This window comes from Ruminococcus sp. OM04-4AA (genome assembly GCF_003462585.1).
In the GTDB taxonomy this organism is placed as follows: domain Bacteria; phylum Bacillota; class Clostridia; order Lachnospirales; family Lachnospiraceae; genus Mediterraneibacter; species Mediterraneibacter faecis.
Genome location: NZ_QTZH01000012.1, coordinates 18550 through 31614, shown reverse-complemented (window position 1 = coordinate 31614; position 13065 = coordinate 18550). Strand labels below are relative to the sequence as shown.

General features: G+C 43.8%; 11 protein-coding genes and 1 other annotated feature. All 11 genes read right to left on the bottom strand.

The genetic code is table 11. The annotated features are described in order from the left end of the window. Nucleotides 1-52: 52 nt before the first annotated feature. Nucleotides 53-826 carry an ABC transporter ATP-binding protein gene (locus tag DXB52_RS05595; protein ID WP_118106707.1) on the bottom strand — a complete coding sequence of 258 codons (774 nt, stop codon included), beginning with the start codon at nucleotides 824-826 and terminating at the stop codon, nucleotides 53-55. Beyond that, nucleotides 813-1700 carry an ABC transporter permease gene (locus tag DXB52_RS05590; protein ID WP_118106706.1) on the bottom strand — a complete coding sequence of 296 codons (888 nt, stop codon included), beginning with the start codon at nucleotides 1698-1700 and terminating at the stop codon, nucleotides 813-815. The genes DXB52_RS05595 and DXB52_RS05590 overlap by 14 nt, the downstream gene beginning before the upstream one ends. A 26-nt stretch (nucleotides 1701-1726) precedes the next feature. Then, on the bottom strand, nucleotides 1727-2746 hold the full coding sequence (locus tag DXB52_RS05585) for an ABC transporter substrate-binding protein (protein WP_118106705.1): 1020 nt from the start codon (nucleotides 2744-2746) through the stop codon (nucleotides 1727-1729). A gap of 136 nt (nucleotides 2747-2882) precedes the next feature. Then, nucleotides 2883-3125 (bottom strand) — a binding site (T-box leader). 98 nt (nucleotides 3126-3223) lie between these two features. Further along, a complete protein-coding gene (gene aspS, locus DXB52_RS05580; RefSeq protein ID WP_118106704.1) occupies nucleotides 3224-5026 on the bottom strand; it encodes an aspartate--tRNA ligase in 1803 nt (600 codons plus the stop codon). Nucleotides 5027-5052: 26 nt separating this feature from the next. Next, a complete protein-coding gene (hisS, locus tag DXB52_RS05575) occupies nucleotides 5053-6318 on the bottom strand; it encodes a histidine--tRNA ligase (RefSeq protein ID WP_015529458.1) in 1266 nt (421 codons plus the stop codon). Nucleotides 6319-6395: 77 nt separating this feature from the next. After that, nucleotides 6396-6566, bottom strand: coding sequence for a hypothetical protein (locus DXB52_RS05570; protein WP_020436816.1), 171 nt, complete (start codon nucleotides 6564-6566; stop codon nucleotides 6396-6398). A gap of 212 nt (nucleotides 6567-6778) precedes the next feature. Continuing rightward, nucleotides 6779-7612: a coproporphyrinogen dehydrogenase HemZ gene (gene hemZ / locus DXB52_RS16735; RefSeq protein ID WP_472519975.1), complete on the bottom strand. Its 834-nt coding sequence runs from the start codon at nucleotides 7610-7612 to the stop codon at nucleotides 6779-6781. Continuing rightward, the gene (locus tag DXB52_RS16730) at nucleotides 7612-8205 is read right to left on the bottom strand and encodes a hypothetical protein (protein WP_472519974.1); all 594 of its coding nucleotides are present in this window, start codon (nucleotides 8203-8205) and stop codon (nucleotides 7612-7614) included. Before DXB52_RS16730 ends, hemZ begins: the two co-directional genes overlap by 1 nt. Then, a complete protein-coding gene (locus tag DXB52_RS05560; protein ID WP_117579808.1) occupies nucleotides 8202-8822 on the bottom strand; it encodes an MBL fold metallo-hydrolase in 621 nt (206 codons plus the stop codon). The genes DXB52_RS16730 and DXB52_RS05560 overlap by 4 nt, the downstream gene beginning before the upstream one ends. 28 nt (nucleotides 8823-8850) lie before the next feature. Beyond that, the gene (locus DXB52_RS05555) at nucleotides 8851-11154 is read right to left on the bottom strand and encodes a RelA/SpoT family protein (protein ID WP_117579806.1); all 2304 of its coding nucleotides are present in this window, start codon (nucleotides 11152-11154) and stop codon (nucleotides 8851-8853) included. A gap of 136 nt (nucleotides 11155-11290) precedes the next feature. Next, a complete protein-coding gene (gene recJ, locus DXB52_RS05550; protein ID WP_118106703.1) occupies nucleotides 11291-13015 on the bottom strand; it encodes a single-stranded-DNA-specific exonuclease RecJ in 1725 nt (574 codons plus the stop codon). Nucleotides 13016-13065 lie beyond the last annotated feature (50 nt).

Below are 13065 nucleotides of genomic sequence, written 5' to 3'. Positions count from 1 at the left end.
TGACAGTTGTCTAAATGACAGCTATCAATCCTTTCTTTGTATTTTTGAGTATTTAATTTCCACACTCTATACTGATCTCATTGAACTTGCTCAAGATATCTTCTACCTGAAGTTCTTCTTTTTCTTTTCCTTTGAGATCCATCACAACTTCACCCTGATGCATCATCAGCAGGCGGTTTCCGTATTCCACCGCGTAGCGAAGATTATGCGTAACCATGATCGTTGTAAGCTTTTTCTCTTCTACAATCTTCCCTGTCAATTCCATGATCAGTTCTGCTGTTTTCGGATCCAACGCCGCTGTATGCTCATCAAGGATCAGGAAATCGATCGGTGTCATCGTAGACATCAGAAGAGCGATTGCCTGACGCTGTCCACCAGAAAGAGATCCTACTTTCACATCCATTTTATTCTCAAGTCCAAGTCCAAGCTGGCTTAAAATTTCACGATAATATTCTTTACGCGCCTTATTGATTCCGGAACTGAGGCCAAAGAATTTTCCTTTATTGTCTGCAAGAGACATATTTTCAAGAATCGTCATTGTCGGACAGGTTCCCATTGCCGGATTCTGATAGACACGGCCAATCTTCTGGTTTCTCTTAAATTCTTTCTTCGTTGTGATATCTTCACCGTTCATCAGGATCTGTCCGCCGTCTACCGGAATACTTCCACAGAGGATGTTCAGCATAGAAGTCTTACCCGAACCATTACTTCCGACTACAGAGACGAATTCTCCCTTGTCTACGGTCAGATTGAATTTGTCGAACAGGCACATCTCATTGATGGTCCCCGGATTGTAGTATTTTTCAATATTTCTAAGCTCGAGCATTCTTCTTCACCTTCTTTCTGCGTTCTCCCCCGATCACCAGGATCAAAAGGAATAATACCGCTGTGATCAGTTTCATGTCCTGTGGTTCAAAGAACTTCAACGCTGCTGCGACACAGGCTTTATAGATCACAGACCCGATCAGCACTGCCGTTGTTGCTTTCATAAAGGATAGATTTTTAAATAAACTTGTTCCGATAATAACACTTGCCAAACCGATTACGATTGCACCGGTTCCACTTGAGATTTCAAATACGCGCTGCTCCTGACAGAAAATACTTCCTGAAAGAGCAACAAGTCCGTTTGCAATTGCAAGTCCTAAGATTTTTACATTTCCCTGATCTTTTGCAAGAGATGTAACCAATACGTCATTATCTCCTACCGCACGGAGCAAGAAACCTGATTTCGTCTTCATGTAAAGATCTAATAACACTTTACTGATCACTGCTATGACTAACACGATCACAAGTACCTTATAATTAGAAAGGCCATCTTGAAAGATTCCATTTACGGATGCATTATCAAAGATACTGTCATCTCCAAAGATTGGGACATTTGCTGTTCCTGCCAGTCTTAAGTTGATCGTCCACAGTGCTGTCATCATGATAATTCCGGATAAGAGATCTCTTACCTTGAATTTTACATGAATCAGGCCTGTGCAGGCTCCGGCAAGCACACCGATCAGGAATGATGCCGGCAGTGTCAGAATTGGATGAACGCCTCTTGTGATCATCGTCGCTGTCAGTGCGGCTCCAAGTGGAAAGCTTCCATCTACTGTCAGATCCGGAAAATCCAGGATCTTATAAGTGATGTATACCCCAAGCGCCAGGATTCCGTAGATCAGTCCCTGTTCTAAAATCGTAATATAAATCCCCATAATGTGTTAACCTCTCTGTTTCAATACTATTTTGTAATCTCTGTAAAGCGCTCTACTGCTTCATCTGCAAGATCCTGTGGAACTGTAACCCCAAGGTTTTCAGCAACTTTTTCATTTACATAGAAACCTGGTTCTATAATCGTCTCAAAGTTCATCTCAGATGCTTTCTTCTCACCTTTCAGAATCTCTGCTGCCATCTTACCTGTCTGTTTTCCAAGAGCTACATAGTCAAGTCCTTCGGCTGCCAGACATCCTATCTTTACCTGCTCGATCTCACTTCCGAACACCGGAATGTTCTGCTTATTTGCTTTATCAAGGATTGTTGCAAGGGAAGCAACTACTGTGTTATCTGTAAGATTTGTCAGGCAGTCAACCTCTGCCAGAAGCTCATCTGTTGCAAGAGAGATATCGGCTGTCTGTGCGATTCCTTTGTCAACGATCGTGAATCCATAGTCTCCGGCAAGCTCTTTATATTTTGCAAGAGCGGATACAGAGTTTGCTTCGCTTGTTGTGTAAAGGATTCCAATATTCTTTGCATCCAGAAGCATCTCACGGATCATCTCAAGCTGTGCTTTGATCGGAAGTTCATCACTTGTTCCTGTTACATTTCCTGCAGGTGTTCCATCCTCTTTCGCAAGCTTTGCTGCAACCGGGTCTGTAACTGCTGTGTATACAGCCGGAATGTCGGAGTTCATTGCTGAATTATAAGCAGCCTGCGCACTCGGTGTTGCGATTGCACATACAAGATCCACTTTGTCTGAAACAAATCCATCACTGATCTGTTTTGCTGTTCCCTGATCTGCAGCTGCATTCTTCACTTCTACTGTCAGGTTCTTACCTTCCTCGATTCCTTCTTCTTTCAATCCTTCTAAAAATCCCTCACGGCAATTATCAAGAGAACCATGCTCTGCGAACTGGGAAATACCGATTGTGTAGCTCTTCTCTCCATCATTGGAAGATGTCTTTCCTGCATCAGATGATCCGCATGCTGCAAGGCTCATTGTCATTACTGCTCCTAAAATAACTGCTAATACTCTCTTTTTCATAATTGTTGTCTCCTTTTTTCTTTTTTAATATTTCTGCAAAAGCAAAGGAGCCGATTTGGGATTCTTGTCAATAAACTGTGGATTTCTTTTTATAAATCAACTTTCCTGATATACAAAAAACCGCCTCAAGCTTATTGCTTGAGACGGTAATAAAATTCATTATTATCGCGGTACCACTCAAATTGACGTTCGTCCACTTTCTCACGTACTAACATACGCTCCTGATTGATAACGGGTTCGGTTCCCGGCGGTTCCTACTCTTTTCATTTCAGGCCGCCCTCGAAAGTCCATTCAGAATCAGAATCCATACAGCAATCCCACCACCTGCTGCTCTCTGTGATCTCTTCTAAAACCTACTTCTCTTTCTCATCGGTTTTTGCTTTTGATGTGTCTTATTGTAGTCGTTCACTTTCTATTTGTCAAGAGAAATTTTATTATATTTCAAATTTCTTTTGATATTGTCAGAAAAATTACCATTTATTCTTCAACTGTTTCTTCCTGTGCCTCCACAGCAAGGCTAAGCTCTTCCAGCTGCTTCTCGGAAGCCGGTGTCGGAGCCTCTGTCATAAGGCAGGATGCATCTTTGATCTTCGGGAATGCGATTACGTCACGGATGCTGTCCTGTTTTGCCATAAGCATAACAAGACGGTCAAGACCGTAAGCAAGTCCTGCGTGCGGCGGAACTCCGTATTTAAACGCATCCAGAAGGAATCCGAACTGGCTGTAAGCCTGCTCTTTTGTAAAGCCAAGTGCCTTGAACATCATTTCCTGGATATCATCCTGGAAGATTCTGACACTACCGCCACCAATCTCATTTCCGTTCAGAACGATATCGTATGCTTTCGCACGAACTCTTCCCGGATCAGACTCGATATACTGGATATCTTCTTCCATCGGCATTGTAAATGGGTGGTGCATTGCAACGAAACGATTCTGCTCCTCGCTCCACTCAAGCAGCGGGAACTCTGTGATCCATACAAAACGATACTCATTTTTATCAAGAAGTTCAAGCTGTTTTGCAAGCTCAACACGGAGTGCTCCAAGAGAATCCCATACTACTTTATTCTTGTCAGCAGCAAAGAGAAGCAGGTCTCCCGGCTCTCCATCCATTGCTTTTACAAGTGCATCCATCTGCTCGTCTGTCATGAATTTTGCAAATGAAGACTTCACTGTTCCATCTTCCTGGAGTGCAACATAAGCCAGTCCCTTAGCGCCGTAATCTTTAACAAATGCTGTCAGCTTGTCGATCTTCTTTCTCGGCATGCTGCCCTGTCCTTTGGCATTGATACCACGAACACTTCCGCCATTCTCAAGCGCGCCTGTAAATACTGCGAATCCACAGCCTTTCACTACATCAGATACATCTTTCAGTTCCATTCCGAAACGAAGATCCGGCTTGTCAGAACCATAACGGTTCATTGCTTCCTGCCATGTCATTCTCTGGATTGGAAGCTGTACGTCTACATCAAGAACTTCTTTGAAAAGTTTCTTAAGATACTTTTCATTTACTTCGATAACATCATCTACGTCAACGAAAGAAAGCTCCATATCGATCTGTGTGAATTCCGGCTGTCTGTCCGCACGAAGATCCTCATCACGGAAACATCTTGCAATCTGGATGTAACGGTCTACGCCTGAACACATCAGAAGCTGTTTATAAAGCTGCGGAGACTGTGGAAGTCCGTAGAAAGATCCCGGATGAATACGGCTTGGTACAAGATAATCTCTCGCGCCTTCCGGAGTTGTCTTTCCAAGCATTGGAGTCTCTACTTCAAGGAATCCTTCATCTGAGAAGAACTGACGTGTCAGTGTCATAACCTGACTCTTCATACGAAGATTTCTCTGCAGATCCGGTCTTCTAAGGTCAAGATAACGATATTTCAGACGGATGTCTTCCTTTGTCTTTGAGTTTTCTTCAATCGGGAACGGAGGTGTCTGTGACTCAGAAAGTACACGAAGTTCGCTAGGGATCACCTCGATCTCACCTGTCGCGATCTTATCATTCACTGCACCGGAACGTTTCTCAACTTTTCCGACAACAGCAACTACATACTCTGCACGTAAAGATGCTGCTTTCTCAATGATCGCTGCGTCTGTAGTTCCTTCTTCACATACAACCTGTATAATTCCAGAACGATCTCTTACGTCTGTAAATACAAGTCCTCCTTTATTTCTATTCTTCTGTACCCATCCCATGATAGTTACAGTTTCCCCAACATTGGCTACTGAGAGTTCACCACAACGGTGTGTTCTCTTAAGCCCCTGCATTGATTCAGCCATGGTTATTTACTTCCTTTCCCTTTTTTCTATAAGTTATCAACAGAATCTCTGTAGCACTCTGTAATATCTGTGTATCCCTGTTCTGCAAGCTGCTCCTTCTGGAACTTCTTATTCTTCTTCATGTTCATGATCATTACCTGACGGCCTGCTGCACGCTCCTTCTTCGCAAGATCAAGAACCTTGAGCATACCTTCCTTCGGCATATTCTTCTCGATCAAGAATGCCTTCTTCTCTTTACTTGTCGGAACTTTGTATCCACGCTCCATCAGAAGCATGACAATACGTTCAAATCCGATAGAGAATCCAACTGCCGGTGTATCCTGTCCTGTAAACTTACCGATCATCTTGTCGTAGCGTCCGCCGCCACCTACAGATCCGCCGAACTCATCCATAGAAATCTCAAAAATAGTTCCTGTATAGTAAGACATTCCACGTACCAGTGTAGGATCAAACAGCATACGGAAATCTGCTTCCTTCGCACTCTCTACACTTGTAATGATCATTTCAAGAGAATCTGCTGCATCTTCCGGAAGAAATCCCTGAAGTTTCTCTTTACATGCACGAACACCTTCTACGTCCCCTGTAATCTCCTTGAACAACTGAAGATATTTCTCAACAGATTCCTCTGCATATCCATTTTCCTTCATCTCTGCTGCAACACCATCAAGACCGATCTTGTCCATCTTATCCAGTGTAATGAATACGCTGTCATAATCTTTCTCTTCAAATCCACTGTAAGCTGCCATTGCCTTCAGGAAACGGCGGTCATTGATACGGATTGTAAAGTTATTGAAATCCAGTTTTCCAAGCAGAGATGTTGTAGCAAGGATCAGCTCGATCTCAGCAAGGTTAGACGGCTCGCCAAGAATATCGATATCACACTGCATAAACTGACGGTAACGTCCTCTCTGCGGACGGTCGGCACGCCATACACTTCCCATCTGGAGTGCTTTAAACGGTGCCGGAAGCTCATTAGAATGATTTGCATAATATCTGGACAGCGGAAGTGTCAGGTCATAACGAAGTCCCCCATCTACAAGATCAGCTTCTTCCTTCGCCTCTGCAAGTCTCAGCTTCTCTCCACGCTTTAAGATCTTGAAGATCAGCTTCTCATTATCTCCCCCCTGCTTACTGCACAGGTTCTCGATATGCTCTACACATGGTGTCTCAATGGATGAGAATCCAAAGCTTCTATATGTCTCTTTGATCAGACCGATCACATAATCTCTGATCTCCATCTCTGCAGGAAGAATATCTTTCATTCCTGTTACCGGTTTTTTCTTTAATGCCATAGCACTTCTCCTTTTCGTTCTATCTTTTCACTACTATAATCTCTTGATTTCGTAATGTTCTTCATAAAAAATGCACCTTAATCACGAGTCTTATATAATAAGTCAACTCCTTCTTTAAGGGTTTCCGTTATCGTCTGTTGATGCTTCTCAGAATAGTCCCTAAGTTTCTGATGTTCCTCCGCAGACATTCGGATTGTCACAATTTTATCTTTGATCACGTCTGACTTCGGACGTCCCATCTTAGCCATAGGCCTTCTCCTTTCTCTCACCTATACTATTATACTTTCGTAATACGAAATGTCAACTATTAATGTAGGGGAATTGCTATTCTAACACCAAACTTGTGGTTATCTTAGGAAGTTTTGCGAAGCTGTAGATTGGGGTAATGATTTAAAAGGACGTCTCTGCCTCACGGCAGCTCCGTCCTTTCTTGCACTCCCTCATATTCTTTTCAATTTTCCTATTTCTCAAAAAGCGCTTCTTTCCGCTCTATCATCTCATCAATACGGTCAATGTATTCTGTAATATTCTTCACATTTTCTACACGGATCAGATTTGTTTCTTTGCCACTGCTTGTCTTGATCTTCTCCGGCAAAACAAGCTTTGTCGTAGAGCCGGCACCGCAGGCAATAATTGTCTGGCGTTCTTCCATGATCAAGATGTTATACACCCCAGCCTTGTCCTGCTCTGCATAACCGACATTCTCGAAGTTTCCGGCAATGTTCTTCTGGCGATACAGGTAATATGGCACAAGCCCCATGCGTTCTGCTGACGCTGCTGCCGCCTCGACCATCTGTGTGATCTCTGTTCCCGGATCCATTGTTCTTCCTTCCTGGCCAAACTTCGCAGCACGTTTAATCGCGAGTGCGTGTACTGTCAGGCTATCCGGATGAAGCTTCTCGATCTTCTCAAGTGTATCCTGCATATCTGCCGCATCTTCTCCCGGAAGTCCGGCGATCAGATCCATATTGATATTATCAAATCCAAGCTCACGTGCGAGGTGGAAGATTTGTTCTACATCTTCTACCGTATGCTTTCTTCCGACAAGATCCAGTGTCTTCTGCTGCATTGTCTGTGGGTTGACAGAGATGCGGGTTACCGGATATTTGCGGATTACCTCAAGTTTTTCTCGTGTGATACTGTCTGGTCTTCCGGCTTCAACTGTAAACTCAAGCACATGTTCTAAGTCAAAATTCTCCCGGATTGTACCGAGCAGTCGGTCAAGCTGATCTGCCTCGAGTGTCGTCGGTGTTCCGCCGCCGATATATACGGTATCCAGTGTCTTTCCCTGCATCAGCTTTGCGGTAGCTTCAATTCTTTGATCATCGCATCGAGGTAACGATCGACCTGATCTTTCCACTCAGCAATTGGTGAAGAGCTGAAGGAACAGTAGGAACAGATGCTTGGACAGAATGGAATTCCTGCATACAGGCTATAGCCATTCTTGCAGTCCAACTGATCAAGAAGTGCCTTCTCACGGCAGGCAATTTCATAAGCGATCTGTGCTTTTTTATCACCAACACAATATTGTTCTTTTAGAAATTCAAAGATTTCTTCTTTTGTCATTCCCTGCTCGATTTTCTGCATTACAAGTTTTGTCGGACGGACTCCGGTCAGCATGCCCCAGGCAAGTTCCTGTCCTGTCTGCTTTGAGAGAAACTGATAGACTTTCTTCGTTACATTGCGTTTCTCTTCCTGCACATCTTCTGTCTGCACGCATTCTTCCGGTGCAAGGGAAAAGCAAGTCCCTTCCGGCAAATGTATCTTCACCAGTGGTTCTTGCTTCTCATCTACTGTCTGCACGATATCCTCTTTCGGATAAAATGCTTTCGTGACATGATATACATTATAAGTAAATTTGTTCTTCTTACTTTCTATCTTTATCATATGAATGGATTATGCTCCTTCTCAAACTGAACTGATGTCTCTTCCATATGTCCCGGATAGATCTTTGTATCTTCCGGAAGTATCATGATCTTCTCCTTCACAGAGCGAACCAGCTGGCTACTGCTTCCTGTTGGGAGGTCTGTTCTTCCGATGGAAGCACAAAACAGTGTATCTCCGCTGAACAGTCTGTGTTCTTTTGGAAGGTAATAGCAGCATCCTCCTACTGTATGTCCCGGTGTATGAAGTACATCAACTTCAATCCCTGCGCATTCGATCACCTGGCCGTCTTTCACCGGCTTTGCTCCGTGGAATGCGTATTTCGGTCCGTACATAGAAGATACATTCAGGCGGTCATCTTCGATTACAGGAAGTTCGTCTTCGCCTGCGTAAACCGGCACAGGAAAGGCTTTGAGGAAATCATCAATTCCCATGATGTGATCGAAATGTCCATGCGTCAGAAACAATGCTTTCATTTCTAGTCCATTGTTCTTGATATAATTGACATATTCCTGCGGACATTCTGCCATATCTACGGCAAAACATTCCTTTGTCTCTTCATTAGTTACAATGTAGCAATTCGTTCCAATAGACCCAAGTACAATACTTTCAACCTTCATTCTTTTCCCTCCATCGACTTTTCCTTGATCAGCCTGTTGTTCTCTCAATATCAATTACATTTTCAATCTGTCTGAGCTTTCCGATCACACGATTCAATTCTTCTCTTCCGTGTACGACAAATCCCATCTCCATTGTCGCTGTACCCTTCTTGCTCGTTCGGGTATTCATGGACTTCACATCAATCTTCTCTTCGGTAAATACCTTTGATACATCCAGCAGAAGACCTCTTCTGTCATCTGCAAATATCTTCAGTTCTGCAAGATACTGACCGCCTTCATCCTGATCATTTTCTTCCCACTCTGCTGTGATCAAACGGGATCTTTCCACATCAGACAGATTGATAATGTTGATACAATCTGTTCTGTGGATCGACATTCCGCGTCCTCTTGTCACAAAACCGACGATTTCATCTCCCGGTACCGGGTTACAGCACTTTGAGAAACGTACTGCCATATCATTGATTCCTTTCACTACGATTCCACTCTTTGATTTGGCAATGTGTACTCTCTGTTTATTTGCTTCTGAAATCTTCTCTAAAATATTTTCGTCTGTGATCTCTTTCTTATGCTCTTTCTCATACTCTTCGAGCAGACGGTTTACAACCTGCCCTTCTTTCAGTCCGCCGTGTCCAATTGCTGCAAGTACTGCATCCCAATCACGGAATCCGTACTTTTTCTGAACGATCTGCTGATATTTCGGTTTAAGCACATCCGGCAGGTTAATCCCCTTGCTCTTACAGTAAGCGCTGATCAGATCTTTTCCGCGGATAATATTATCTTCTTTAAATTCTTTTTTAAACCAGGAATTGATCTTACTCTTTGCCTGTGTACTCTTGACGATATTCAACCAGTCACGGCTCGGTCCCTTGGAATTCTGAGATGTAAGGATCTCGATTCGGTCTCCGTTCTGAATCTTATAATCAATGTTCACAAGCTTGCCATTCACTCTTGCGCCAACCATCTTATTGCCGACTGCACTGTGGATCGCATAGGCGAAGTCAACCGGTGTGGAGCCATTCGGAAGGTTCTTCACATCCCCGTTCGGTGTGAAGCAGTATACATCTTCCTGGAACAGATCCAGGTCACCTTTCAGCAGGCTTAAGAACTCACGGTTATCAGACATGTCTCTCTGCCATTCCAGGATCTGACGCAGCCAGTTCAGCTTCTCTTCCTGTGTGTTCAGTCCTTTCGTGTTGCTTCCGCCTGTCTCTTTATATTTCCAGTGTGCTGCGATACCATATTCCGCTGTCTTATGCATCTCTTCTGTACGGATCTGGATCTCGAACGGCTGTCCGGACGGTCCGATCAGCGTTGTGTGCAGGGACTGGTACATATTTGCCTTTGGCATAGCAATATAATCTTTAAAGCGCCCCGGAATCGGCGTATACATCTCATGGATCACACCGAGTGCTGCGTAACAGTCCTTCACTGAATCTACGATAATGCGGACAGCGAACAGGTCATACACCTGGTCAAGTGTCTTGTTCTGATTCACCATCTTCTTATAAATACTGAAGAAATGTTTTACACGTCCGTATACTTTCGCTTCAATATCAGCATTCTTCATATGCTTTGATACTTCAGCAACGATCTGTTGCACAAATTCTTCACGTTCCGTCTTACGTGCATTCAGATCATGAACCAGCTGATTATAAACTTCCGGCTGATAATATTTCAGAGAAAGGTCATCGAGTTCTGTCTTGATCTTTGAAATACCGAGACGCTGAGCGATCGGAGCGTAGATATCCATCGTCTCTCTTGATTTCTCTTTCTGCTTCGCCGGTGTCATAAACTCCATCGTACGCATATTATGCAGACGGTCTGCAAGTTTTACAATGATGACACGGATATCCTTCGCCATTGCAAGGAACATCTTTCTCAAGTTCTCTGCCTGGGCCTCCAGCTTGTCCTTGGAATAGTTCAACTGTCCCAGCTTGGTAACGCCGTCTACAAGAAGTGCCACCTCTTCGCCGAACTCTGTTGAGATCTCGTCGAGTGTCATTGTCGTATCTTCTACCACGTCATGAAGCATTCCTGCCACGATCGTCTCTTTATCCATCTCAAGATCTGCAAGTATGATTGCCACCCAGAGTGGATGGATGATATAAGGTTCTCCGGATTTACGAAACTGGTCCTTATGCGCTTCTTTGCCTATCTGATAGGCCTTCTCAATCATCGTAATATCCGCAGAAGGATGATACTTACGCACACGAGCTATTAAGGCCTGATATAACTCCTCCGGATCCTGATAATCCTCTGGTGCTTTTACTGCATGTCCGTCCACCATCTCCAGATTTTTATTCAGATCTTCATATTCCCGAGTGCCTGCCATATCGTCTTCCCCCTTCATTCATCCTTAGTTCTGAACAATTAATATGATTTAGTATATCACTATTTTTTCCTTTTTCAAATAAGAACTTCCCATTCTTCTGCATTTTAAGCAATTTGTACGGTTTTTTCGATATTATCTACTGATAATTGACAATTGTAAGCTGAATTGTTCTTCGTCCCATGTACTCATTGATGGATGGATAGTATGTAAAAGACATAATCTGCTTCTTTTCCATCTGCTGCAGACAGTCTTCCACTTCTCCGAAATAAACTGCTTCCATCTGATTTCCCTGCTGGTCCTCCAGTCTGCATTTCAGCACATTCCGGTTCTTTCCGAAGATTCTTGGCCGGATCACACGCAGTTTACTTTCTGCAAATAACGGTTTCCCATTGCCTTTTCCAAAAGGCTCCAATATCTTAAGCTCATGGATCAGCTCTTCATTAATATATGGAAACGGAAGCCGCATATCGATCGACACCTTCATCTGCAGATCCTCTTCTGTCAGATCCGCCAGTTCATTGATCCGTTTCCGAAAAACTTCGACATTTTCCTCTTCTAAGGAAAGTCCTGCTGCCAGCTTATGTCCTCCAAACTTCGTAAATAATTCCCTGCAGCGGCTCATTTCTGCAAACATATCATATGCTTCGATCGACCGTCCGGAGCCTTTTACTCCTGTCTCTCCCCTTGTCAGTACAAAGGTCGGACGATAATAACGTTCCTTGATCCTTCCCGCAATAATTCCGGCGATACTTTCATGACACTTTGGAAGATACACGACCAGCACCTGGTCGTCCTTCCAGGAACTTGATTCAATCTGCCGGACAGCTTCTTCTACACCTTCTTCGGTCATTTCTTTCCGACTGTCATTTAATTCTTTCAGATCTGCTGCCAGTGTCACTGCCTCTCTCCGGTTTGATGCATTAAGGAGTTCCAGTGCACGCTTGGCTGTATCCAGTCTTCCACCGGCATTGATGCACGGTCCGAGCACAAAGCCGATATGATAAGTATTCAGGTTCGCTGTATCTACCCCGGTACATTGCATCAAGGCGTGAAGCCCTTCATTCTTCGTTGTCTTCAGAAGCTCAAGTCCTTTTTTCACAAAGACTCGATTCTCTCCAACCAGATCCATCACATCCCCGATCGTGGCGATCGCAACATTTTCCATCAGGTTATCCTGCAGATGTTCTACCTCCTGCTCTGACTTTCCAGACACTCTGTACAAAACCTCAACCAGCTTATACGCTACAGCTGCGCCGCACAGCCCTTTAAATGGATACTCACAGTCTGCTCTGTGCGGATCGACCACTGCATCCGCCGGTGGCAGGAGATACTTTTTCTTCCCATTTTCTTCCAGATACGGAACTTCATGGTGATCTGTCACAACGATCGTCATCCCATTTTCTTTTCCATAAGCGATCTCGCTCATTGCCGCAATTCCATTATCACAGGTAACGATCGTGTCTACATCATCCTCCAGTGCACGGTCGATCAGCATCTGATTCAATCCATATCCATCTTTGATCCTGTCCGGAATATCCGTATCCACATCTGCCCCAAGTCCTGCAAGCCCCTGTTGCAAAATATACGTTGCATTGACTCCATCAATATCATAATCACCGATCACACGGATTTTCTTTCCCTCTTCTATTTTCTCCTTAAGAATATCTACCGCACGATCCATATCTTTCATCAGTAAGCCGTCATACAGATCCTCCACTGTTCCATTCAGATAAAAATCAATCGCTTCATCTCCGATCACATCACGGTTTCTCATCAGTCGTGCAATGATCGGGGAAATCTGATATTTCTCTGCTATTCCATTAAAATCCGCCTTTTTCATCGTGACGAACCATTTTTCCATCCAAACATCCTCCCTGTCTGTCAGTATCGTATCTTCTTATTATAACAAAA